Origin of the sequence: Microbacterium thalli, from assembly GCF_028737325.1 — a bacterium.
In the GTDB taxonomy this organism is placed as follows: domain Bacteria; phylum Actinomycetota; class Actinomycetes; order Actinomycetales; family Microbacteriaceae; genus Microbacterium; species Microbacterium thalli.
Genome location: NZ_JAQZCH010000002.1, coordinates 500,480 through 524,491, shown reverse-complemented (window position 1 = coordinate 524,491; position 24,012 = coordinate 500,480). Strand labels below are relative to the sequence as shown.

The 24,012-nt window shown below is 65.5% G+C and carries 25 protein-coding genes; 18 read left to right on the top strand and 7 right to left on the bottom strand.

Translation table 11 applies throughout. The features are described from left to right. Positions 1-15 precede the first annotated feature (15 nt). The 4 genes from pstB to PUW82_RS10375 all read right to left on the bottom strand — a co-directional run bounded on the left by pstB (position 16) and on the right by PUW82_RS10375 (position 3,749). The gene (gene pstB / locus PUW82_RS10390; protein WP_274222949.1) at positions 16-789 is read right to left on the bottom strand and encodes a phosphate ABC transporter ATP-binding protein PstB; all 774 of its coding nucleotides are present in this window, start codon (positions 787-789) and stop codon (positions 16-18) included. A 98-nt stretch (positions 790-887) separates the two neighbouring features. Then, the gene (pstA, locus tag PUW82_RS10385) at positions 888-1,805 is read right to left on the bottom strand and encodes a phosphate ABC transporter permease PstA (RefSeq protein WP_274222215.1); all 918 of its coding nucleotides are present in this window, start codon (positions 1,803-1,805) and stop codon (positions 888-890) included. Beyond that, the gene (gene pstC / locus PUW82_RS10380; protein WP_274222214.1) at positions 1,805-2,761 is read right to left on the bottom strand and encodes a phosphate ABC transporter permease subunit PstC; all 957 of its coding nucleotides are present in this window, start codon (positions 2,759-2,761) and stop codon (positions 1,805-1,807) included. The genes pstA and pstC overlap by 1 nt, the downstream gene beginning before the upstream one ends. Positions 2,762-2,789: 28 nt before the next feature. After that, positions 2,790-3,749, bottom strand: coding sequence for a PstS family phosphate ABC transporter substrate-binding protein (locus PUW82_RS10375; RefSeq protein ID WP_274222213.1), 960 nt, complete (start codon positions 3,747-3,749; stop codon positions 2,790-2,792). 268 nt (positions 3,750-4,017) lie between these two features. On the opposite strand from PUW82_RS10375, the gene PUW82_RS10370 reads away from it, so the two are divergent. From PUW82_RS10370 to PUW82_RS10350, 5 genes are all read left to right on the top strand, one after another. After that, positions 4,018-4,170 (top strand): hypothetical protein, encoded by a 153-nt coding sequence (locus PUW82_RS10370; RefSeq protein ID WP_274222212.1) that lies wholly within the window; start codon positions 4,018-4,020, stop codon positions 4,168-4,170. Between the two features lie 27 nt (positions 4,171-4,197). Then, positions 4,198-5,586 carry an FAD-dependent oxidoreductase gene (locus tag PUW82_RS10365; RefSeq protein WP_274222211.1) on the top strand — a complete coding sequence of 463 codons (1,389 nt, stop codon included), beginning with the start codon at positions 4,198-4,200 and terminating at the stop codon, positions 5,584-5,586. A 157-nt stretch (positions 5,587-5,743) separates the two neighbouring features. Continuing rightward, on the top strand, positions 5,744-6,304 hold the full coding sequence (locus PUW82_RS10360; protein WP_274222210.1) for a recombinase family protein: 561 nt from the start codon (positions 5,744-5,746) through the stop codon (positions 6,302-6,304). Positions 6,305-6,400: 96 nt separating this feature from the next. Next, positions 6,401-7,120 carry a TIGR02391 family protein gene (locus PUW82_RS10355; RefSeq protein WP_274222209.1) on the top strand — a complete coding sequence of 240 codons (720 nt, stop codon included), beginning with the start codon at positions 6,401-6,403 and terminating at the stop codon, positions 7,118-7,120. A 710-nt stretch (positions 7,121-7,830) separates the two neighbouring features. Then, complete coding sequence (locus PUW82_RS10350; RefSeq protein WP_274222208.1) at positions 7,831-9,441, top strand: DNA primase family protein; 1,611 nt, start codon at positions 7,831-7,833, stop codon at positions 9,439-9,441. A 376-nt stretch (positions 9,442-9,817) separates the two neighbouring features. On the opposite strand, the gene PUW82_RS10345 is transcribed toward PUW82_RS10350, so the two are convergent. After that, positions 9,818-11,350, bottom strand: a complete 1,533-nt coding sequence (locus PUW82_RS10345) for a recombinase family protein (RefSeq protein ID WP_274222207.1) — start codon at positions 11,348-11,350, stop codon at positions 9,818-9,820. Between the two features lie 391 nt (positions 11,351-11,741). Between PUW82_RS10345 and PUW82_RS10340 the strand changes: the two genes are divergently transcribed. From PUW82_RS10340 to PUW82_RS10305, 9 genes are all read left to right on the top strand, one after another. After that, positions 11,742-12,512, top strand: coding sequence for a hypothetical protein (locus tag PUW82_RS10340; RefSeq protein WP_274222206.1), 771 nt, complete (start codon positions 11,742-11,744; stop codon positions 12,510-12,512). Between the two features lie 186 nt (positions 12,513-12,698). Then, complete coding sequence (locus PUW82_RS10335) at positions 12,699-13,481, top strand: helix-turn-helix domain-containing protein (protein WP_274222205.1); 783 nt, start codon at positions 12,699-12,701, stop codon at positions 13,479-13,481. 283 nt (positions 13,482-13,764) lie between these two features. Then, positions 13,765-14,130 carry a cytochrome P450 family protein gene (locus PUW82_RS10330; protein WP_274222204.1) on the top strand — a complete coding sequence of 122 codons (366 nt, stop codon included), beginning with the start codon at positions 13,765-13,767 and terminating at the stop codon, positions 14,128-14,130. Further along, on the top strand, positions 14,127-14,765 hold the full coding sequence (locus tag PUW82_RS10325) for a hypothetical protein (RefSeq protein ID WP_274222203.1): 639 nt from the start codon (positions 14,127-14,129) through the stop codon (positions 14,763-14,765). The genes PUW82_RS10330 and PUW82_RS10325 overlap by 4 nt, the downstream gene beginning before the upstream one ends. Beyond that, the gene (locus PUW82_RS10320) at positions 14,762-15,133 is read left to right on the top strand and encodes a hypothetical protein (protein ID WP_274222202.1); all 372 of its coding nucleotides are present in this window, start codon (positions 14,762-14,764) and stop codon (positions 15,131-15,133) included. The genes PUW82_RS10325 and PUW82_RS10320 overlap by 4 nt, the downstream gene beginning before the upstream one ends. A 693-nt stretch (positions 15,134-15,826) precedes the next feature. Continuing rightward, entirely contained in the window at positions 15,827-16,072 is a 246-nt protein-coding gene (locus PUW82_RS15130; RefSeq protein ID WP_420792746.1) for a WhiB family transcriptional regulator, read from the top strand. A 164-nt stretch (positions 16,073-16,236) separates the two neighbouring features. Then, entirely contained in the window at positions 16,237-16,830 is a 594-nt protein-coding gene (locus PUW82_RS10315) for a recombinase family protein (RefSeq protein WP_274222201.1), read from the top strand. A 452-nt stretch (positions 16,831-17,282) separates the two neighbouring features. Next, complete coding sequence (locus PUW82_RS10310) at positions 17,283-18,620, top strand: hypothetical protein (protein WP_274222200.1); 1,338 nt, start codon at positions 17,283-17,285, stop codon at positions 18,618-18,620. Positions 18,621-18,649: 29 nt separating this feature from the next. After that, positions 18,650-19,510 carry a DNA adenine methylase gene (locus PUW82_RS10305; protein ID WP_274222199.1) on the top strand — a complete coding sequence of 287 codons (861 nt, stop codon included), beginning with the start codon at positions 18,650-18,652 and terminating at the stop codon, positions 19,508-19,510. Positions 19,511-19,553: 43 nt separating this feature from the next. Here the strand turns inward: PUW82_RS10305 and PUW82_RS10300 are convergent, their stop codons facing one another. Both PUW82_RS10300 and PUW82_RS10295 read right to left on the bottom strand, forming a co-directional pair. After that, positions 19,554-19,796, bottom strand: a complete 243-nt coding sequence (locus tag PUW82_RS10300) for a hypothetical protein (protein ID WP_274222198.1) — start codon at positions 19,794-19,796, stop codon at positions 19,554-19,556. Next, entirely contained in the window at positions 19,793-21,265 is a 1,473-nt protein-coding gene (locus PUW82_RS10295; RefSeq protein ID WP_274222197.1) for a recombinase family protein, read from the bottom strand. Before PUW82_RS10295 ends, PUW82_RS10300 begins: the two co-directional genes overlap by 4 nt. Positions 21,266-21,407: 142 nt before the next feature. Between PUW82_RS10295 and PUW82_RS10290 the strand changes: the two genes are divergently transcribed. The 4 genes from PUW82_RS10290 (at position 21,408) to PUW82_RS10275 (ending at position 23,977) form a co-directional block, all read left to right on the top strand. Beyond that, on the top strand, positions 21,408-21,794 hold the full coding sequence (locus tag PUW82_RS10290) for a TadE/TadG family type IV pilus assembly protein (RefSeq protein WP_274222196.1): 387 nt from the start codon (positions 21,408-21,410) through the stop codon (positions 21,792-21,794). Then, a complete protein-coding gene (locus PUW82_RS10285; RefSeq protein ID WP_274222195.1) occupies positions 21,769-22,248 on the top strand; it encodes a TadE family protein in 480 nt (159 codons plus the stop codon). The genes PUW82_RS10290 and PUW82_RS10285 overlap by 26 nt, the downstream gene beginning before the upstream one ends. Further along, entirely contained in the window at positions 22,245-22,682 is a 438-nt protein-coding gene (locus tag PUW82_RS10280) for a pilus assembly protein TadG-related protein (protein ID WP_274222194.1), read from the top strand. The genes PUW82_RS10285 and PUW82_RS10280 overlap by 4 nt, the downstream gene beginning before the upstream one ends. A 98-nt stretch (positions 22,683-22,780) precedes the next feature. Continuing rightward, entirely contained in the window at positions 22,781-23,977 is a 1,197-nt protein-coding gene (locus PUW82_RS10275) for a SpoIIE family protein phosphatase (RefSeq protein ID WP_274222193.1), read from the top strand. Positions 23,978-24,012 lie beyond the last annotated feature (35 nt).

Sequence of the window (24,012 nt, the reverse complement as noted above, 5' to 3'; positions counted from 1 at the left end):
CCCCTGCCGGGGTCGTCATCCGAACCTGCCGCTGATGTAGTCCTCGGTGCGCTGATCTTTCGGGTGTTCGAAGATCTGAGAGGTGGGTGCGTACTCGACGAGCACCCCGGTGCGGTCGCCCGTCGTGTCATCGGCGAGGGCGGTGAAGAAGGCCGTGCGGTCGGCCACACGTGCAGCTTGCTGCATGTTGTGCGTGACGATGATGATCGTGTATTCGCGGCGTAGGTCGTTCATCAGGTCTTCGATGCGCATGGTCGCGATCGGATCGAGCGCGGAGCACGGCTCGTCCATCAGGATCACGTCGGGTTTAACGGCGATTGTGCGTGCGATGCAGAGACGCTGTTGCTGTCCGCCGGAGAGACCGAACGCGGACTGCTTGAGCTTGTCTTTGACCTCGCCCCACAAGGCTGCTTTGGTGAGCGCTTCTTCGACCAGATCGTCCATGTTTGACACCTTCATGCCAGTGACCCTCGGCCCGTAGGCGATGTTGTCGTAGATCGACTTGGGGAAGGGGTTGGGCTTTTGGAAGACCATTCCGATTCGCCGGCGCACCTCGATCGGGTCGACGTTTTTGGCGTAGATGTCGTCGTCTTGGAACAGCACCTGCCCGTCGACGCGTGCACCGTCGACGAGGTCGTTCATGCGGTTCAGCGATCGCAGCAGCGTCGACTTCCCGCAGCCGGAGGGACCGATGAGCGCGGTGATCTCGTTCTTACCGAAACTGAGGTTGACGTCGGTGACGGCTCGAAAGTCGCCGTAGTAGACGTCGACGTTCTCGCACCGGAGCAGCCCGGTCGGGGTGTCAAACACGGGGCGGCGGCCAACTTGCGGGTGGAACTGGGGGTGCGGGGTGTCGTTGGACGCGGCAACGGGAGGGGTGCTCATGGCTACCACCGTTTCTGGTACTTGTTGCGGATGAAGATGGCTAGGGCGTTCATGAGCAGCAGGACGCCCAGCAGCAGCACGCTGGTGGCGGCTGCCAGTTCGTGGAACCCAGCCTGGGGGCGGCCGGTCCAGTTGAAGATCTGAATCGGCAAGGTGGTGTACCCGCTCATCAGCCCGTTCGGGTCGAAGGTGATGTAGACCAGCGCGCCAAGCACCAGGAGCGGTGCCGCCTCACCGAGTGCGCGGGAGAGGGCGAGGATGGAGCCCGTTGCGATGCTTGGAACCGAGGCAGGCAGCACTTGCCGCCACACCGTTTGCCACGGCGTCGCGCCCAGCGCTAGGGATGCGTCCCGGATCTCGCGCGGGACTGAACGCAGCCCTTCGCGTGTGGAAATGATGATGACGGGCAGGATCAGCAGCGAAAGTGCCAGTGCGCCGCCGATGACGATGTTCTTGTTCTGCACCTGCAGCAGGCTGAGGAACCCCAACGCCAGGAGGCCGTAGATGATCGCCGGTACCGCGGCCAGGTTCTGCACGTTGAGTTCGATGAGGCGGTTGAACCACCGCTTCTTATCGGCGAACTCTTCCAGGTGGATGGCCGCAGCGATCCCCAACGGGAGGGTGAGTACCGCGGTTGCGGCGATGACCCACGCCGATCCGAGGATCGCCGGCCGGGCGCCTGCTGTTTCGGGTGTGGCGGACGGGTAGTTGGTGAACAACTGGATCGACAGCTTTCCCCATCCGTCCATCAGGATCGTGACGATAAGGGTGGCCAGCACGCCGAAAGCGATGAGCAGTGACAGCCACAGCAGGATGAGGAAGATGAGGGGGCCGGGCTTGCGATCGCCCGGGGTGCCCGTTGCCAGCGGTACCGCGGGCTTCACATGGGGCCTGGGGTTGATCGGTGTGGCGGTCGACATCAGTAGGCCTCCCGGAAACGGCGGACGAAGCGGATGCTGATGAAGTTCATCAGCAGGGTGACCAGGAACAGCAGCAGTCCAACGGCGAACAGCGTGTTGTACTCGAGGCTCCCGACGCGAGAGTCGCCGAGCGCGGCGTTCGCGATGAAGCCGGTCATCGTCTGCCCTTGCTCGAGCGGGTTGGTCACAATGCGGGCTTGGCTGCCGGCGGCGATCGCGACGATCATCGTCTCGCCCACAGCGCGAGAGACGCCTAGGACGATTGCCGCGACGATGCCGGAGAGCGCGGCGGGGAAGACGACACGCAGGGTGGTCTGCATGCGGTTCGCGCCCAGTGCCGCGCTGCCTTGGCGCAGAGAGGTCGGCACAGCAGACATGGCGTCTTCGGAGATGGACGCGATCGTGGGGATGATCATGACCCCCATGACGAGACCTGCCGCTAGCACGCTGAAGGCTCCAGTCGGCAGTTGCAGCCATTCGCGCAGCACAGTCGCCTGCACGAACTGGAGCGCGAAGAATCCGTAAACGACGGTGGGAACCCCAGCAAGAACTTCCAAGACTGGCTTGAGCACCTTGCGGGTCCGAGGCTTCGCGTACTCGGCCAGCATGATGGCCGCTCCGAGCCCGAACGGCACGGCCACCAGCAGCGCGATCACGGTCGTCCATGCGGTCGCGGTGACCAAGGGCAAGACGCCGAAAGAGGCGTCAGCGAATCGGGGCGCCCATCGGTCTCCGAAGAGAAAATCCATCACCGGGACTTCGGCGAAGAACGACAGCGAGGGGATCAGGAGAGCGACGAGGATGCCGGCCGTGGTGATGATCGTGAGCGTCGCCGCCAGTCGCAGCACCAGCTTGATGATCGATTCCCCGACGCGTCGCTTGCCAGCGAACTGGGTGCGGGGCGGGGGGCCCGAGGTTACCCTCGAACCCCCCACCTTCTCAGTGACAGCGGTCATGAAATGACTCCGCAGAAGCGGGTCTCGCTCAACCGAGCGAGGCGAGCTCTTCCTGCGCGGTGGTGATCTGCTCCTCGGTCAGCGGCACGAACAGAGCAAGCTCGGAGATCTTCGCCGAGTTCGCGACGTAGAAGTCGACGAACTCCTTCACCTGGGGCTTGTCGGTGTACGCCGCGTTCTTCACGTAGATGAACAGCGGGCGACCCAGCGGGGTGTACGTGCCGTCCTGCACGGTCTCCGTGCTGGGGTACACACCGTCGATCGACGCGGCGACGATGGCGCCCTCGTTCTCCTCGACGTAGCTCAACCCGAGGAACCCGATCGCGCCCTGGTCGCCGGCAACGCCCTGGATGGTGATGTTGTCGTCCTCTGACGGGCTGTAGTCAGTGCGGATGGCGCCGGTCTCCCCGTTGACCTCTTCAGTGAAGTAGTCGAAGGTGCCCGAGTCGGTGCCCGCCCCGAACAGGGTGAGCGGCACGTCGGGGAAGCTGGGGTCCACATCAGCCCAGCTCGTGACGACGCCCTCGGATTCCGGCGCCCAGATCTTCGCGACCTGCTCCAGCGTCAGATCGGTAGCCCAATCGTTCTCCGGGTTGATGATCACCGAGAGGCCATCGTTCGCCGCGACGATCTCGGTGAACTCAACACCGTTCGCCTCGCACTCGGCCGCTTCCTCATCCTTGATCGGGCGGGAGGCGTTGGAGATGTCAGTCTCGTCGGCGCAAAACGCCTTGAACCCACCGCCGGTGCCTGAGGTGGCGACGGAGACGTTGACGGAGGAGTCTTCCTCCCGAAACAGGTCCGCGGCGGCTTCCGTCAGCGGAGCGACAGTGGACGATCCGTCGGTGATCACCGAGCCGCCGGCGCCACCAGCGCCGCCGCTCTCAGTGGATCCGCCCGCTGCGGGTTGCCCGCCGCAGGCGCTCAGAGCGATGGCCGCGGCTGCGAGGGTCGCAACGGCAGCGAACTTAGCTGTGGTCTTGGTCACGGGTGCGCTTTCCTTCGTGCCCGACGAGGGGCAACGGGACCGCCCGGTGCGGGGCAGGTCAGATAGATGGGTCTCTATCCGATACACATAGAAGACGCTCTATGTGAACGCTGGGTGAACGCGAGCCAGCTGATGATGCGAAGGCCCCCAAACGATCGTTGTCGGGAGGGGCTCCGCGGGTACGAGCTACATCGAAAAGGCGTGCCGCGCCGCCTATTGGTTCACCAGCTCCACGTCGTTCGCGAACCCCGCCGTGATCATCGTCTGCATGGTCACCAACAAATTCGCCGGCATTGCGCCCGCATCCGTGGCCCCGTTCATCCTCGCGCCACTTGTCGGCGCCAGTATGGGGCTCGCTCTGCTCCTCGTGTTCTACCCGGCCGCCGCCCGCACCGCGGGCGAGGTCGTGGTCCTCACGTAACCCGAAACCACGTCCTGAAAGGCCCCCATGCACCTCGTAGCAATCGGCGGAAGCGACGCCGGAATCTCCACCGCCCTACGCGCCCGCGAACTCGACCCCTCTGTCGACGTCACCGTCGTGGTGGCCGACTCCTATCCCAACTTCTCCATCTGCGGCATCCCGTACTACTTCTCCCGCGAAGTGCAGCCCTGGCAGTCCCTCGCTCACCGCACGCACGCCGACCTCGAAGCCGCCGGCATGAACCTGCACCTGGACACCCTGGCCACCGACATCGACGTCGACGGCCGCAAGCTCACCGTCCGCGCCGCCAACGGCACCGAATCAACGATCGCCTACGACGAACTCATGGTTGGCGCCGGAGCTTCGCCCTCGACTGCCGGCATCGCGGGCCTTGACCAGCTCGGCCCAGCCGACGGTGTGCACTTGCTGCACTCGATGGGCGATACGTTCGCGTTGGAGCGCTACCTCGACGCGCACCAGCCCGAAACCGCGATCATCGTCGGCGCCGGCTACGTCGGCCTCGAAATGGCCGAAGCGCTCACCGTCCGTGGCCTCCACGTCACCCAGCTCCAGCGCGGCGCCGAAGTTCTCTCCACCCTCGACCCCGAACTGGGTTCCCTCGTCCGCGACGAACTCACCCGCCACGGCGTCGACGTCATCACGAACACTTGTGTCGAGGCCGTCACCCGTGACGCCGGCCGGCTCACCGTCACCGGCAGCCGCGACGGTGACGCCTTCTCCCGTAGCGCAGACCTCGTGCTTGTCGTGGTCGGCGTCCGCCCGAACACGAGCCTTCTCACCGCCGCGGGCGCGAGCACGGGAGCCGGAGGTGCGGTCGTCGTCGACGAGCAGATGCGCACCGGCCTGCCCAACGTGTGGGCAGCTGGCGACGGAGTGGTCACCCACCACCGCCTCCTCGGAGTCACCTACCTCCCGCTCGGCACGACCTCGCACAAGCAAGGACGCGTCGCCGGAGAGAACGCCATCGGCGGCGACGCCCGGTTCGCCGGCAGCCTCGGCACCCAGGTCGTGAAGGTGTTCGACGTCGTGGCCGCCCGCACCGGCCTCCGCGACCACGAAGCCATTGCCGCCGGCCACGCCCCGCACAGCCACACTGCGATCGCGGACGACCACAAGCGCTACTACCCGGGCGCCACCCCGATCAGCATCCGCATCACCGGAGACAGCCGCGACGGCCGCCTCCTCGGCGCGCAGCTCGTCGGCACCCGCGGCGCGGAGATCTCCAAGCGCGTCGACACCTACGCCACCGCCCTGCACCACGGCATGACCGTCGCCGCGATGAGCGATCTCGACCTTTCCTACACGCCCCCGCTCGGCTCCCCCTGGGATGCCGTGCAGATGGCAACGCAGGCGTGGGAGCGCGAAGCGCGTTCGCTGACGCCTGCGGTCATCTAAGCCACTACCGGGCCGTTCTTGTAGGTTCCCGCAAACGTTCAAAACTGATGGCTGGGTGAGAGTGCCCTGATCCATTCGAACGGGGTGGATTCGATGCGCTCAAAACTATCTCTCGTTACCTATTGTTCTGCGAGTTGAGTTATGAGAGTATCGACCCATGACTAAGTTCGCCTACGTCCGCACCAGCACCCGTGATCAGAACGCTGACCTCCAGCGAGACGCAATCGCGAAGGTGGACGGCATCAAGCGCGTGTACGCCGATGAGGGCATTTCCGGCACCCTGGCCTCGCGTCCCCAGTGGGATGCCCTACTCGACCGCCTCGAACCCGGCGACGAAGTTGTTGTCTGGAAGTTCGATCGCATCGGGCGCAGCACGATGAACGTGCTGGAGGCTGTGCAGCGGATCACTGAGAAGGGCGCGACGCTCCACTCGCTCACCGAGAAGATCGACACCAGCGGACCGATGGGTCAGGCCATGCTCACGATTATGGCGGCGTTCGCGCAACTCGAACGCGACACCATCGTGGAGCGCACTCGCGCCGGACTTGACGCTGCCAGGGCTAAAGGGAGGGTGGGTGGGCGTCCTTCGGTCGTGGACGCCAAGAAGCTCGCCACGATCAAGAAGCTCCTTGCATCCGGCGATCACAGCCGCGCGGACATCGCTCGCATGACACACATCTCGCAAGCGACCCTGTATCGGGTGCTCTCGACACTATGAGCGCCCATGGGGGCGCGGCTTCAGCGATAGGTCGTCATGCCCCCGCGTGCGAACCCCACGACCACAGATGGCTTCTCCGCTCGGTAGCCTGAGAATGTGGATGTAGAGCGCGCGATCGAGGTTCTCGAATGGTGGGTCGACACGGCGAAGCGGGCGTCGGGCGGTTACGATGGTGCCCTCTCGCCGCAATCGCCCGGGTTCAAAGCACTGCAAGCGCGGGAGGACCAGACCCGACGTGTCCTCGCAGCCGTACAGGGTTCGAGCGTGCTTCCCGACCTGCTTGTCGGTGCCTTGTATGAGGATGAGTACTACGTCGGTTCGGGCATACGTGAGGCAGAGTATGCACTCGGAAAGCTTCGGACGGACTCTGAGACGCGAGCGATCTTGGGGAGCCCGGCACCCACGATGAAGGCGGACGCGCTGCACCCGATCATCTGGCAGGCAGCGTCGAAGCACTGGGAAGTTGGGCACTTCTCCGCAGCAGTGCAGCGCGCAGCCACGATGCTCAACGCCGACATCCAAGATCGCGTCGGGAGGCACGATGTCTCCGACACAGTGCTCATGCAACAGACGTTTTCAGAAAAGGCTCCTGAGCCAGATAAGCCCCGCCTTCGGTGGCCTGGGGCGGACTCCGACCTCACGGTGAAGGCGATGCGTCAGGGCATCCTCAACCTGAGTCAGGGTGTCTTCCTGGCAATTCGCAACCCTGCAACGCACTCGACTGAAGACATGGAGCGTCAGGAAGCGCTGGAGCAGCTTGCGACGCTGAGCATCCTTGCTCGGTGGATTGACCGCTGCGAATTGGTGAGCGTCTAGGTGGGTCGCGTGGGAGGCGGTCCGCATCTTCTTTGTGTCGAAACTCCTGCGTGGTGTCCTTCGGGATAAGGAAGGAGTACTCGGCGGGCTAGCGGTCTACAGAGTCGCAATGTTCCTGCTCTCGCCTCAGTAGGGCGTTGTCCGTAGGCACCGCGTTGGGTGTAATCCTTCGTAGGGCATCACGCGTGTAACCACCTCCGGCGTTCCTAGCGCCGTTCGCGGCGGAATGATCAGTGAAGCGCGTATCGCTGGCGTCCTGATCTGCCTGGGGCGGCCCTATTCCTGCGCGTGTATCCATTATATAAACGCGCGCAAGAGTGCGGCCACCAAAGAAGTGGCCTCAATATCTACATGCACTAAGGCCGTGACGGCTGTGACGGCGCTTGTCGTTCCTCTGTTCAGGGAGACGCTATAGATGGTCAACGAAGGTGCCCGTCACACCCGTCACGCCGCCCGCGCCGCTCAACGCGACGAGTTCCTGGGGTATATGTCGCAATTCGACCGCTACATATAGTGAACGACGATCTGTGGTAACATTAAGGCCTCCGGTCCGCATTAACCTTACGGTGACATTCCGACCTAATCTCCTGGTCCAGGGTCGTCACGTCTGTTACAATGTAGATGAGACATTTTACCTTCTCTAAACGAGGCCCCTCAACTTCCCTGGACCGGACAGAGGGGCCTCGGTGCATTTATAAGAGGACCATGAAATGTCAACTCCTGATGACCTACCCGTGCGGATTGAGCCCGCGTGCACGAGTGCAACCGCCGCGATAGGCGCGCACGAGACGGCGCTACGCGCCACCGCCTCAACCGCTCTCGCGCGCCTGTCTGCGCAGTCATACGACGACGCCGTACTTGCTGAGCATCTTGCGCACGGCGGAATCGTAGATGGGCTTGAGATCGCATACACCGGCACCGGTAGGCCCGCGCTAGACACGTTTGTCGCGTACGTCGAAGGCGAATGGCTGATCTGGGATGAGCGAGTATGGGCGCGTAAACGCGAACCCGATGCGGTCGAGGTCGTCCGTCAAGAACTGCGTGCCATCTTCACCCACGACACCGCGGATCCGAACCTCAAAGCGGAATCGGTGAAGCGGGCCGTAGTTCTGCTCCACAAGCAGAAAGCTGCGAACGTCCTTTACTTCCTGCGGGGCCTGCTCGCGGTGGATTCGTCGACCTTCGACGCGCACCCGGATCTGCTCAACGTGCAGAACGGAATCGTAGATCTACGCACCGGCACCCTGCGCGATCACGACCCGCGATACCGGTTCACTAAGTTCACCGATGTTGATTTCAGCCTGACGGCTCGCTCAGATGATTGGAGCGCGGCCCTCGAGGCGGTGCCTGAGGACGTGCGCGAATGGCTCCAGGAAAGATATGGACAGGCTGCGACAGGCCACATGGCCCCCGACGACTTGCTCGTGATCCAGCAGGGCGGCGGCTCGAACGGGAAGTCCACCCTGGAAAACGGGATCAAGTCAGCGCTTGGTGACTATGCGGGGCTCATTCCCGAGAAGGCGCTAACAGGCAACTCGTCCGATCACCCGACCGACCAGATGACCCTGCGCGGTCTGCGGCTCGCGGTGGTTGAGGAACTGCCCGAGGGGAAGCACCTTCCCACGAAGCGCCTCAAGGATCTTGTGGGAACGGAGCAGATCACTGCGCGGCCTATGCGGGGAGACTTCGTAACGTTCGATGCCACGCACTCGCTGTTCGTCAACTCCAACTACGTGCCCCAGGTCGCTGAGACCGATCACGGCACGTGGCGCCGCCTCGCATTGGTGCGTTTCCCATATCGATTCATCGGTCCGGGGGAGCGCGTTCTCTCGATCCATGATCGCCCGGGGGACCCCGGTCTGCGCGAACGCCTAAAGAGCCCCGAGAATCGGCGAGCTGTTCTGGCCTGGCTCGTGCGCGGCGCGATGCGCTGGTACGGACGAGACCGCACCTTCACGGGCATGCCCGCGTCAGTCGTAGCGGACACGCAGGCATGGCGTGAGGACGCCGATCTGATCCTCGCGTACGCGAATGCTCGCCTCGTATTTGACCCCGCCGCGGCGGCACTTTCCAAAGAGGTGTACGAGGACTTCTCGGGCTGGCTCGCGGACAGCGGTCGCCAGACGTGGACGGATGCCACGTTCTCGGCTCGGCTCGGCGCACACGAACTCGCTGAGAAGAACGGCGTCAAGAAGGAGAAGCGCCGCACCCAGTCGCTCACGCTCTCGCACCGCTTTGGGGCTAACCTCACGGCCGCCGTGCCGGCGCAGGCGAACGTTTGGCGCGGTCTTCGTTTCAGGATGCTCGCGGACGATGCTTGAGGTTGAGGAAGTCAGGTGCGCTGGATGGGCCACTGCATCACTACCCCACAACAGACGCGAAACCCGAGAGGGGCACGATGAGTTCTCTCGAACTCAGAGCATGGGCCGCGCGTACTCGGTTCGCCGCGATCCGCTGCGACCTCGACGGCCTGCGGAAGCTCCGCGTGCTGCGGGCACTACGGTTCTGATTCCTCTGTGGAGTTGTCGAAGAAAAGGGCAAGGCCCCGGGCAGGGAGTCCCGGGGCCTCGTCATCGGATCATGGGAGCCGATCCGGCGACAAGCTCCACAGTAGGGCACGCCCCGCACCATGTCAATAAGAAAAGTCCCGGTCAGCCGCGGAAATTGTATCGCAAACAATGCCCATTTCCGTGCGAACTATTCGAGAAGATCGGCACCCTTGAGGACGCGGATGCTCGGGCGGGGCTCGCGCGGCGGGAGGTGCGTCCCGATCTTCGCGGGATCGAGGTAGGGATGCCCGGGGATGTCCACCCGACCAGGCCCCTTGCCGCCCGAGCGGACGGTAATCGTCGGTAGGGCGCGGGCGAGGTCGCGCTTCTCCTCGACCGTGAGCGAGCCGAAGTAGTCGATCCAGGCTCCGGTGAAGGTGTTCCCTGAGAGGTCGCCCTGCATGAGTTCGGCGATGCGTGCCGCTTCGCTGGAGGCCGTGCGGTTCTCGATGCGCGCCCGCTCAAGCGCGGTGATGGTGCTGTCAAGCTCCGCGAGGCGCGCCTCGACCATCCGGCGGTCTACGCCCTTCACGAAGAGAAGCCCCGTGAACTCTGCGCGGTCCTGCTGGGCTTCGAGAAGGTCAGCCTCGATCTGCCGGACCTTCGCCACGTCTGCGGGCTCCACGCCGCCCGCACGGGCGCGCTCGTTCGCCTCCGCGTACAGCGCCATCATGACCTGGTGCTCTGCGATGCTCTTCTTCACAGCGCAGTGACGAGCGGTGTCGCTTGCGGCCCGTTTGCGCTCAGTCGAAACGGAGCATTGGTAGTAGTCCTTCCTGGGGAGCATCTTCTCGCCGCACACCTCGCAGACCAGGACGCCGGAGAGCCACGACTTCGCGAGCGGTCGCCCGGTGTCGGAGGGCTGTAGTTCGAGCTTCGCGCGCACGGCTTCGAGGTCCGCGCGGGAGACAATCGGGGTGATCTGCGAGGGGCCGTCGAGAGGTTCCCCGTTCGATTCGAGCACACCGGCGTTCCGCCACCGCCGCAGGGTCTTCTTCACCGAGGCGGTAACCCACGGCTTGGACACCTTCTCCTCGTCGGTGTCGTCCTCGCGCTTATCAACGCGCCCGAACCGCTCAAGCTGATTCCACTCCCGGGCAATCGAGGTCACGGATGCACCGCTCAGTAGGGCGGCGACGCCTTCGGCCACGAGCGCCGCCTCGGCGGGTTCGAGTTCGAGCCCGCCCCGCTTCCACCCGAAGGGGGTCCGCCCGCTGATCGGCTTCCCGTCGAGGATGCGGTCACGGTGTGACGCCTTGATGCGGTCGCTCTTGTGCTCCGACTCGTGCGCCGCGACATCGACCTTGATGCGCAGAAAGAGGCGACCGTTCGCGGTGGTCAGGTCGATGGACTCGCTGACCGTGCGGATGTTGATACCCGCCTGCGAGTTGAGGTCGATCAGCTTCTCACCGTCCGCGGGAAGGCGGATGAGGCGGTCGAGGTCCCACGCGAGGAGTACGTCGAACTTGCCCGCCTCCGCGTCGGCGAGCATGCGCTTGAACTCGGGGCGGTGACGGGTGGCGTACCGTGATGCCGAAATGTCGTTGTCCTCGTAGGACGCGACGATCTTGATCCCGAGCCGGTCGGCAAGCTCGGTGCACTCCCGGCGCTGCCGTGCGACGCCCTTCCCGACCTTCTCAGAGTCCCGGGAGATACGCGTATACAGCGCGGCAGTCGTCATGCCCGTAAGTGTACTTCTGCGTTCGCCGTCTTCCCCGGCATCGTCATGCTGCGCCTGGGGATCTGACCCTGAGAGAGAGGAGAAGCATGCGTGCTTCCCGCCAGGCGGCCCATGCCGCCATCCGCCGAACCCTCCGTGAGGACGATCGCGGTGACGTCCCCGGCTGGGTGCTCGTGCGCAAAACCTCGTATAGGGGATTTCTGAGTGTCGCCCTAGACAAGGCGGCGCACAACGCGGTGGACATCGTTCGCGCATAGCGCGCACTTCCTCCGGCAGGCAGCGTTGCTGGGCATCGATCCCGGGTCGCAGGGACAACATGTTCGGGTAGTGGCTGATCTCAGCGTGGTCAGAAAGTCAACGCCGCATATGACGAGTGCGACATACTCAGGGAGTGACGACGCGCTCGATCTTTGTGATCTCTCCGATTGGTTCTCCGGGCACTGCCGAGCATCGGCGGTATCGGCACACGCTCGACTACATCGTGAAGAAGGCGTTCACCGCGCCCGATTGGGAGGTAGTGCGGGCGGACGAGGAGACGTCGCCAGACTCGATAACGACCCAAGTGATCGGGCGCATCGTGGAGTCGGATCTCATCGTTGCCGACCTCACGGACCACAACCCGAACGTGTTCTACGAACTCGCCGTAGCGCACGGGTATCAGAAGCCTGTGATCCACCTCATGCAGGAGGGACAGAAGGTACCGTTCGACGTGGTCGATCAGCGGGTGATCTTCTACGACCTTTCTGATCCGGAGTCGGTTGACAAGGCTCGGAGCGGCCTAGCCAAATCGGCGGCATGGTTAGACGAGAACCCAAATCAGTCTCGCAACCCGCTGTCTGCGTATGGTCAGTTCTCGGTGATCTCATCGGCTTCGGGCGGCGGCGAGCGGGGCGAGGCTGTGGCGGAAGCAATCGACCAATTGAGTCGTCAGGTCGCGCGAATAGACGCACGGATGAGGAACGGGGCACCCGTTGGGTTCTCCAAGAAGACGCGACTGAGCGATCTCCAAGCGCGTCATCTTTTCCTCACGAGAAGGCGGAAGGAACTACTCCACTCCGATCACGGCGAGGACGTCGAGGACGAGCTGACAGCGATCATCCGCGAGATTGAGGCGGTAGAAGCTGAGATGGAGCACTTCGGGATTCGTTTCATAGGGGAGTGAGACCTGCATGACCACCAACGCGGCCCCGGGGAGAACGCTGATCACAGCGTTAGCGCGTGACGCGCACTAATAAACCCCAGGTCAGCGGCCGTTCTCAACCTGAGGTACGATCTGCTCATCCGTCCGGGGCATGAGAAGACCGCCCCGTCCTGGCAGGGACTGAGGCGGTCATAGGAATGTCTCTCGATGAGCGTACTCGACGACCTCACCCTCGACGAACTCCTCGCCTACCCGGACCCGACGCCGGTTACCGCGCGACGTTCACGGAAGCTCACGCTGGCCGAGATGCGCGTCTGGCCGGGTAGTGCGAACGCGTCAGATAAGCGCACATCGGTTAGCGCGACTCAGTACCCGCTGAGCACGTCAGATAACCTACGACCTTCCAGGGCGTATAGGGATGAGGAGATCGACGCCCTCGTCGTGGACCTTGTGGCAGCTCGTGCGGCCCGACGCAACCGCAAGGCGATGCGTCGCCCCTTCCGCCGTCGTGGACAGGCCGACCTCTTCGACGTGGTTCGGCTCCACCTCCGTCGCCTTAGCCGCCGTGTGCTGAACGACCGATGCCGTGACGGCCTGGAGCCTCCCGAGCACGATCTGCTCGTGCTGGCGCTGGAGCGCTACTTGGAGCAGCAGTGCTGGCCTCTCGTCTACGTCCAGGAGTACGGCGACGTGCGCGAGCCCTCCCGAGTGCGCCAGACCTACTTGGACGGCGAGCGGGCGATTGAGAGTGTGGCCCGATCTTGTGCGCGTTACGCGCTAGACAACTGGTCTCCGGATTGGATTCTGGAAATGAGGCGGCGCGGGGCCAAGGGAGGCCGTACGTCCAAGCGCCGCCCCTCGTGGACCGACCATGATCTGGACGCACTTGCAGCACTGGACGGGCTGACCGTGGCCGCGCAGGCTCGGACACTGGGCCGCTCCCCGAGCACCGTGGATCGGATGAGGCGAGCTCTTCGGGAGCGCGGTTAGCGCGTAACGCGCCCCACCTGGACTCTCTCCAGCACGTTCCGACGCTGGATCGCGTCGAACGCCGGTAGCGGTCGATATCCCTGATATGACCGACGCACCCGCCCGCCGTGGACGCCCTTGCGCCGTCTGCGCACTGCCGTCGCCGCAGCGCACCGCGGTCGAGAGCGCGTTGGCCAGCGGGACGCCGATTTCCCGCATTGCCCGACAGTCCGGGGCACCTGGCAGGGATTCGCTCCGCCACCACATCCAGGCAGGCCACCTCCCAGCGCAGCTCCAGGATGCCGTGGAGCGCGTGACGGGCCTCGACGCCACCACAATCGCCGCACGCATCGTAGACGCAGCCCAGCGGGCGAGGGAGACGGCCCTGGCCGCGCTGGCGAGCAGCGACCACACCGTCGTCATCCGAGCCGGGGACGCCGAGGTGAGGGCGCTGGGCATGCTTACCGCCATGGGCGAGACCAGCGAGGCCGAGGTTCAGCTCCGGGCGGCGTTCCGGGACGTGACCGCAGCCGTCTACCGCCTAGCTCGTCACGATCCCGAGGTGGCCGAGCGCATCGCCGCTGAGCTGGACCGGATGCACCGCCCTTTGGTCGCCGACGACCTCCGAGCCCAGGCCCGAACCGATTCGAGAAATGAGATCGCATCATGAGCACCGAGACCATCGGCGAGCGCCGTCTGCGCGAGGCGCGCGAGGCCGTGGCCGCCCTGGACACCTCGACCCCCACGACGCCGAGCGCCGCCTCGTCGGCGCCCCTTCGTCTGCCTCGTGCCGGTGAGCAGGTGCACGCGCTCGTCACCGGTACAACCCTCGCCACAGGTGGACCCTACGGCGGCACCGTCCTCACGCGCGGCCAGACGTTCACGATCACAGACGCGATGCTGGAACTGTCGAAGAATCGGTTCGGCCAGTACTCCGGCGTCGCGCTCGTGCACGACCCCGAGGCTCAGATCGAGAAGTATGGCGAAGTCAGATTCGCACCCGGCCCCGCGCCCGCCGACCTCGACCCGTGGACCTACGGCTCGGCGGAATGGCGCGTCGCCCGCGAGCAGGCTCGTCGCGAGGCGTGGGCGCTCCCGACCGAAGACGCACGCCGTGCCGCGCTCGCTGAGGTACAGCGCCGGTTCGGTGCCGCGCCGGACACGGCGACGACACTGAACAAGGCGACTGATCCCTCCGTGCGCGCCGCCGAGGAGCAGCAGGGCCGGATTCGTGCGGCTGGAGTCCGGCAGGCCTCGACGTACGCACCCCAGGAACGCGGCGGGTATAGCGAGGGCCGCGAATGAGCGGCGCGGCGGGGAACCGCAATCGAGCGATTTCGCACGCGGTGCGCAACCTCGTGAGTGGCTACCTGGGGACCGAGGGGTTCGAGACGACGCCGAAGCCGTACGCGGGCCGCATCAGCGACTCGTTCGAGACCGCGCTGGAGCCCGACATCCAAGGGCTGCCGGGCGTACATCTCGACGTGAGCAGCCGCCTACAGCACCGCCTGGCCGACGACCTCGACAGCGCCCGTCGCGCGGGGGCGGTGAACGGCACCGAGGTGAGCGCGTTCGTGCAGTACCGCGCCGAGCGGCCCATCCCCGAGAGCTACGTCATCGTGGGCCTCGACCACTTCGCCAAGCTCCTCCGCGCCGCTCAGGCGTCCCCCTGAACCACCGCGGTCCTACAACTACACAAAGCCCCGCGGCAGGTGATCGGTCTCCTCACCGCGGTCCGTTGGCCGAGGGTTTAGGTCCCCGACGCCAGCACCCCGGGGCGGCGGTTCAGTTCCCGCCGCCCCGGCCTTTCTACGACCGACCGGGCGCACCTAACCAATGGGCTGGTGTCAAGGAATCCGCGCCCGGTCGGTCCCTTCCACTGACAGGACGACGACCATGAGAACGAAGCACGCTCGCACAATCCACCCGTTCAGAAGCAGCGGGCTGAACGCGCCCGGGTACTCACGGGCGCCGCAGCAGTCGCAGCCGGTCCCCACCGCAGCCCCCGCTCAGCAGCCCTCAGCGCCCCGCTCAGCGCCGCGCCGACCTCAGGACGCCCGGACGCCCGCCGAAGCACTGGAGGGCCTTCTCCGGGCGGGCGAGCCCAAGCTGGTTGCCCCGCGGTTCACTGACACGAGCGGACCCTGGATCAGGGTCGGTGACGACGAGGTGCGCGTTCCCCGGGATGTGATCGTGCGCACCTCTCGCGCACGTGACGGTCGCCACGTGGCCGTCGTCGCTCACCTCGATGCCAGCGACCACGCCGGTCACGTCCAGGTGCTCGTGTCCTCCGAGCGCGGGGTGCTGGAGCTTGTCGGCCTACCGGCGTCACAGCTCCGCGAGCTACGCCAGGCCTTCGTTGGACGATGAGCGCGGCGAACGCATGGGCGGCTCTCCAGGACGCCCTGGCCACGACGACACCGTTGTGTGCAAACGACAGCAGGTTCATCAGCGACGGGCGCAGCGTGGCACTCACCAGGCAGTTGCAGAATGTGTGCAGCGCGTGCCCCATCCTCGACACCTGCCGCGACTATGCGACGACGGCGAGACCCCACACCATGGCGGGCTACTGGGGCGGGGCCTGGAGGGGGAAGCCCATGCGGGGCATCTGATCCCGACAGCAAGCTGGACCGGACGCCAATAACGATCAGTTGTTGAGAACCGCAGCGAGTGACTGATCGACCGCGACACGCCGAGGATAGACCTCTCAAAACTCGTATCCGGAACTTGACGCGGGCGGTTGCTTGCGTAACACGAGTATTGATAATCTCGACACATGCCCGAGACCACCGCACCGACCACGACCGGCACCGTTGTGGGTTACGCCCGCGTTAGCACGGACAAGCAAGACGAGGCCCGTCAGCTCACCTCACTCCACGGGCAGGGCATCAATCGTCACGCGCTCTACATCGACCATGCTCAGAGCGGAGCGAAGCGCAGTCGCCCCGAATTCGACCGCATGATGACAAACCTCACCGAGGGCGACGTGGTTGTGGTCTCCGAACTCGACCGGCTGGGTCGAGACGCTGGACACGTCATTATGACCATCGCAGATCTTCGCGCCCGTGGCATCCACGTGCGAGCCTTGGCCGACAACGTGGACAGCACCACAGACGCTGGAGAGATGATGATGGGTGTCCTCGCGATCTTCGCTCAGATGGAGCGCCGCTTCATCCAGCGACGCACCAAAGCGGGGCTCGCCGAGGCCAAGGCGCAGGGACGCGTGGGGGGCCGTCCTCGCGCCCTGGACGACAAGAAAGCGGCGCTGGCCGTGCGCCTCTCCGACGAGGGCGAGAAGGTCGCTGATATCGCCAAGACGCTGGGCGTCAGCGCCCCGACCGTCTATCGCTACATCGCCGCCGCGAAGTGAGACCCGGCTACAACCGAGCGTGACGTTCGATCAGCAGAGAACAGTCATCCCGCCTGTGTGGCACAGGACAACAAGCTGATCCCCGGTCTCGATGACGTGAAAGCCACGAGCGAGAGCCCCATCCACCACTTCCTGCACCGATGCGTACTGATGCACGGACGCGAGAGAGCGCCGAACTACGCCGCCGTTCGCCGCAGCCGCCGCGTTGAAGATGTCGTCTACCCAAGTCATGACCAGGAACGTACCGGAACGATCCGTCGTACCGATAGGTCGGCATGCGGATTCTGGATGAAGGCGGCGAGCGCTTCCCCGGATCCTTTCTCGGACCGCTAGATTTCCAGAATTAGCGCCGTACACGACTTGGGGGAGCCTTGCCGGAACTTGTAACTATCGAGTGGGATGATCTTGCGGATCTGGACCTCGATCCCGACAACCCGCGACACGAGTCCGGCATGGCACGCCGCGACATCATCAAATACCTCGTGGAGAAGGAAAGCGTGCTGGCCTTGGCCAGGGACATCGCTTCCAACGGACTGAGCCCGCTCGACAAGTTCGGAGCCATCGCAGCGCCGGAGGGTGGCTACACGATCTTGGAGGGAAACCGTCGCTTGTGCGGACTGATCCTCCTCCACGATCCGAGCCTGGCTCCCTCGAAAGAACGCAAGTCGTTTGATCGACTACACAAGACCTTCAACCCCGACAACGTCAGCATCGAGCTAATCGTCTTTGAGGATAAGGAAGAGGCCGATCTGTGGATCGACCGCAAGCACGCCGGTCCTGGCAATGGGGTCGGTCCGCGCCCCTGGAACACGGTGCAGCTCGCGCGTCGGTACGGCGACAAGACGGGTAACGGCTTGGCCTTGGCGCTCCTGGAGTATGCGCAGGACAAGGGGATCGTCACCAAGGCGGACTCCGAGGGGATCTTGACGACCATCACCCGGTTCGTCTCGAACCCCTTCGTTCGCTCGCACGGGCTCGGAATCACCACGGGCAGGGCGGACGAGGAGTTCAAGTTCCTGGGAACGCAAGCTCTCTTCGACCGCCGCCTCGCGCAGCTTCTCCAAGACATCATCAGTCACTCGAACGGGGCTACGTCGCGGACCAGTAGCAGTGAGCGGAAGACGTACGCCGAACAGCATCTCGTGACCATCACGGACGCTGATCTGGATGATGATGGCCAAAACGAGCCTGCCGGACAGGAAGGTGGCGGCACGGGTAGTGGCGGCACTGGTGGCGGAGGCTCGACCACGGAAGATCCCGACGACGAGGATGGGGGATCTAATGAGCCACCCAAGCCCGGCGCGAAGCCGCCTCATCCCAGCAAGCGACCCAAGCTGATCCCCGACACGTTTACGCCGAGTCTGCGGAGCAACCGGCTGCGTCGCGTTCTTGATGAACTGCGCAAGGCCCGGAAGGACTCACCCCTGTCCGCCGCGCTCATGGTTCGTGTGTTCCTCGAATCCGTCACCGTTGCTTACCTGGAGACGCGAGAAGAGAAGATCTCGCACCACGACAAGCTGCACCTACTCGTCCATCGAGTGCTGACCCGGATCGAGAAGGACAAGAAGGCCGGTGATGTTTCCCTGACGAAGGCGGAGAACAGCTCGCTGGGCTTGCTGAAGAGCCAAGTTTCCGAGGCCGGGTACGTCTACAGCGCGTTCTACCTGGGCCTTGTCGCGCACGGATCGGCCTTCCCGGAGTGGGAGACTTTGACTATCAAGTGGGACGAGATCGAGCCCATCTTGGCCTTCATCGCCTCCAACGCCGAGCCCCCGATCAGCCCAGTCTGACCCCGCGGCTCCAGACGGAACTCATAGCTATGCCTTCTACTCCCTCACCCCTTCGATACCCGGGCGGCAAGACGGCTCTCTTCCGCCTCGCGCAGCCCCTACTCATGGACAACGGTCTCCGTAAGACCACGTACGCCGAGCCGTTCGCTGGCGGCGGCGGCTTGGCGTTGTCATTGCTGTTCGAGGGCGTCGTGCGCCGGATCGTACTGAACGACATAGACCCGGGGATCTACTCTCTGTGGGATGCGATGCTCAATCGCACCGACGAGCTTGTGCGGCTCGTCGATGACACCCCCATCACCATGGATGAGTGGTTCGCACAGCGCGAGAACTATCGCGCGATGAAGGATGAGCCTTCCCTGGAGTTGGCGTTCGCCACGCTGTTTCTCAACCGCACCAACCGGTCGGGCGTGATCAAGGGCGGCGTCATCGGCGGTATGAGCCAAGAGGGCGACTACAAGCTCGACTGCCGGTTCCAGAAAGAGGTCATCATCGAGAAGATCGAGCGCATCGCACGGTACAAGCGCTCGATCTCCATCACTCGCGAGGACGGACAGGATTTCCTCCGCGGCATGGCCGAGCGTACCGACCGGGTTGTGCACTTCATCGATCCGCCGTACTTCGGCAAGGGGTCGGGGCTCTATACGAACTTCTACACTGCCGAGGATCATGCAGCGCTGGCCACGGTCGTGCGAGGACTGGAACAGCCTTGGGTACTCACCTACGACCTCGTTCCTCAGATCGAGAGCCTCTACGAGGGCTTCCCTCAGTACTCGTTCGACTTGAACTACACCGCCGCAGTCAAGCGAGTCGGGACAGAACTCATGGTGACTAGCCGGGGCATCTCGATTGCTGGCATTCCCCAGCTTCGGTCGAACACAGCCGCCTAGCCGGGACAACGGCGCGCAGCGCCGGGCGAGCGGGCCGCGATAGCTACAACGCACCTCTGGACATGCGCCGTCTCGCGGCACGGGCCTTCGCCGCCTTCGCCCGCGCCGCCCTCCCCTCGACCGCCTCCCATCCGGCCTTGGCCATGTCGATGGAGTACGACACATCGGTGCGGAACGCATGGTCGGCCACGACGGCGAGCGTTTGCAGCCGTTGACGCCGCCGCTCCTCCTGCGAGTCGAGAGCGCCGCCCGCTACTAGGGCGTCCAGGTCGAGCTCGTCGCTCACAGTTCCTCCTGGTAGTCGTCGTTCAGATGGGTGACCACGAGATGCCGCAGGCGAGCCCGTTTCGCGCCGTAGCCCCGCTCGACGCGGATCTCCAGCAGTGCCCAGATGAGATCCCGTTTCTGGTCGAAGCTCAGCGCGTCGTAGCGGAGGCCCATCTCCTGGCGCACCCCCGCGACGCTCTCGAAGCTAACGCGCTGACCGGGCCGGAACAGGCCGCGTCGGATATCCGCGAACCGTCCGGTCGCAGCCCGCGCCTGGGCTTCTGTGACCACGGCGAGCGCCGCAGCTTCCTCTCGGTGAAGACCGGCCATCCTGGACGCTGCACGGCCCTTCTGCATCGTCCCAGCCTCAATGGCATCTTCGACTCGACCTATCCGTTTCCGCACCTCTTGGAGGCGCACAGACGCCTCTGCGACGCCCCCGTCGTCGCTTCCGGGGAACAACTCAGCAGGACCGTAGAGGAACGCCTTCACGACCTCCTCGCGGACGCGTGCCTCCAGGATGTGGGCGCGGATCGTGGGGTGCACCTTGCCGTCGCTCTCGTGGGTGCGATTGATCCGGCTGTTGCACACGTAGTACGGCTCGCGCTCTCCGGCGTTTCGCGATTTGAGGCCCTTGGCGCCCATGCGTCTCTCGCAGATCGCGCACGTCGCGAGTCCAGAGAGGAGATGCTTCTCAGGCTTGCGACCGGGCTGGGCGCGACCGGCGATGATGGCCTGGGCTTGCTCGTGCTCGTCCTTGGAGACGATGGGTTGAATGAGGCTCGTGGGCTGCTCAACGCCGTAGCGCAGCAGCGCCCCGTAGTTGCGCTCGCGGTCGATGACCTGGCGCAGCTTGAACGCCGTCCAGGGCGTGCTCTGAGGGCTGGGCACCTCGCGGGCATTGAGGTCTCGCACGAGTGCACGCAGGCTATCCCCGGACAGCACGGCGCTGTAGATGGACCGCACCACCTGGGCCTCGTCTTCGCGAAGAGTAACGCCGTCCTTTTCCCAGCCGTAGGGGCGCCGTCCAGGGGCCGGACGACCCGCCGCTACGGTCTGTTCGTTCGCTCGCTTACGGCGAGCGCCCATGCGCTCCACTTCAGCTTTGGCGACGCTTACCTTGATCCGCGCGAACAGGCGCCCGTCGTCGTCGCCTAGATCGGCCTCACCCGTCAGCGTGACGATGCGGAGACCAGTCTTCTCGGAGCGCTCGATCCACTCTTCTAGCTGGGAGGGCTGGCGGGTGAGCCGGTCCAAGTTGTAGCAGACGATGATCGAGAACCGACCCGCCTCGTAGTCACGAACCATCCGGTCGTAGTGCTCGCGCTTCTTTTCGCGTCGTGACGCGCTAACCGAGTTGTCCTGGTAGATGTCGTGCAGCACCCAGTCGTCGCGCTCGTGCTCCTGGATGAGCTTCATCGCGTCCTGACGTTGGCGCTCGACGGCGCGCTCTTCGCCGGTCTGATCGAGCGAGATGCGTAAATACACGGCCACACGTTGCATACCCCTAAAGCTACTTTGCTAGTCACCCTCATGACGGCAGGGCTCGTCGTCGTCATCTGGGCGCTCGCCGGACCGGCGCTGTCGAACCTGTTCGAGCAAGCGATCGCGCGGGTGTCGGGGCTGTGACGTGAGGCTCGCTGCGGACGAGCGGGGCTCCGCGGCGGCGGAGTTCGTGATGGTCGGCGCGCTGCTCACTCTCCTCACCCTCGGCGTCCTGCAGGTCGCGCTCGCCGTCTACGTGCGAGCAGTCGCACACGACGCTGCGCTCGATGGGGCTTACCACGCGGCGCTCGCCGACGTACCCGACGACGCGGGCGGCGACCGGGCACGCGAGGTCGTCGCCCGCACGGTCGGCGCGGACCTCGTCCAGGGCGCCGACGTGCGCCGGACCTCATCGCACGGCTACCCCGCGATCGAGGTGTCGCTCCGGGTCACGGTGCCGCTCGTCGGTCTCCTGGGTGTGCCCGGCGGGTGGGAGGTGACGGCCCATGCCCCGGCAGACGACCCGGTCTGACGCCCGGCCGGCGCGGACGCTGGGCCCCGCCGACGAGGGCTCGGCCTCGCTGGAGTTCCTCGTCGCCGGGCTGATCCTCCTCGTGCCCATCACCTACCTCGCGGTGGTGCTGGGCGTCGTGCACACCCATGCCCTCGCCACCCAGGCCACCGCGCGGCACGTCGCTCGCGCGATCGCCGTCGCGAGCGGACCGGATGCCGCCGACGGCAGCGCCGCACGGATCGCCCAAGCCATCGCCGACGAGTACGGCGTCGAGCCGGGCACCATCGACCTGCGCGTCTCGTGCCCGGGCGCGGGCGTCTGCCCGCAGGCCGGGGGCCTCGTCACCGTGACGGCACGCACCGAGGTGCCGTTGCCGCTGCTGCCGCCGGTGCTCGGGCTCGACCGCTGGGCCCGTGTTCCCGTCGACGCGGTCGCGGTGCAGCGCATGTCCCGGCTATGGGGAACGCGATGAGCGGCCGCATGCGCGGCCTGAGCGGGGCTCTGCGGCGCGATGAGGACGGCAGCGTCCTGATCCTCGCGCTCGGATATGCGGCGCTCGCCGTCGTGCTGGTGCTCGTGACGATCGACGCGTCGAGCCTGTACCTTGCGCGCAAGCACGCCGACACCGTGGCGGATGCCGCTGCCCTCGCCGCCACGGATGGCTTCACCGTCGTGGTCGACGGGGGTGCGGCATCCGCTCGTCTCGATCCCGACGCGATCGGTGCGCTGGCGCGCCAGGTCGTCGAGGCGACGCCGGATGCATCGCTCGTGAGTGCGAGGAGCCCCGACGGCCTGTCCGCGCGCGTGACCGTGGCAACGACCTGGCATCCGCCGGTGTCGACGCTCTTCGTCCCCGCGGGGGTGCGGATCGAGGCGACGGCGACCAGCCGAACGCTGCTGCGATGACGCGCGCGAATTGATCCGGAACGCGCCCATCCCCTCGCCGGGTGCGTCACGATGGATAGGGTCGAACAACGGTAGATGCGTGGAGGGGGAGCCCACTCATGACTCAGCAGATCGCAGCGAACGACGAAGCCGTCGTCCGGCTCGGACTGATGGACAGCCCGCCGGAGGAGCGATTCGACCGCATCACGCGGCTCGCGCGCGAAAGGTTCCAGGTCGACTTCGCGGTGATGAACGTCGTGAACTCCGAGACGGTGTTCACGAAATCGCAGCCGTCCACCTCGAACTTCCGGCACACGCCCATCGAGGACTCCTTCTGCGGTGAGGCCGTCAAGCAGCCGGCCGTGCTCGAGGTCCGGGATGGCCGCGAAGACCCGCGGTTCGCGGACCGGGCGATCGTCGCCGAGCACGGCATCCGGTTCTACGCCGGTTATCCGATCCATACCGAAGCCGGCGAAACGGTCGGTACCCTCTGCCTGCTCGACACGTCCCCGCGCGAGCTGACGGACTCCGACCGCGAGGCCTTCGAGCAGCTCGGGCTGTGGGCGCAGGCCGAGATGCGGATGGACGACCCTGCCGATGACCCGGATGCCGTCGCCCCGGGCGACCCCGCGGCGGTGGAGCGCGACCCCGCCGCCGCGCCGACGGCGCACGCGGACCAGCTCGCGGGCGGCGAGGTGCGCCTGGCGTCGCTGGCGATCCCGTACGGCCGTGTCAGCGGCGACCGCAGCAGCTGGCAGCAGCTAGGCGACCGCGTGATCGTGACGCTGGCCGACGTGATGGGCAAGGGCGAGGTCGCCGGCAGCTTCGCCGAGGAGCTCATCTCGGCGCTGCAGGACCGCGCGCACCTCGAGCCCGTCGCAGCGATGCTCTCGGTCGAGGAATTCGCGCGCCACGAGCCGCGCTACCGCGAGACGTTCGCGACCCTCTTCCACGCGGTCATCGACCCGCGTTCGGGCCGCGTCTCGTACGTCGACGCCGGCCACGGCCTCACACTGCTGCTGCGCCCGGACGGCTCGACGGAGCGACTGAGCTCACGCAACCTGCCACTCGGGCTCCGGCCCGTCGACGCGGACTGGGAGGCGGGGGAGACGACCGTCGCTTCCGGTGACCTGATCGTGAGCGTCTCGGACGGTGCGCTCGACGCCTACGACTGCACCCTCGAGAGCCTCCGCCTCATCGGCGAGGACCTGCGTCGGGCCCGCGAGGCGGAGGCGTTCTTCGACCGGCTCGCCATCCGCGTCTCCGAGCACGTCGTCGACGACGACGTCACCGCCGTCGTCGTCTCGGTGCGCTGAGGCCACGGGCTCGGGACGCCGCGCACCGAGACGCC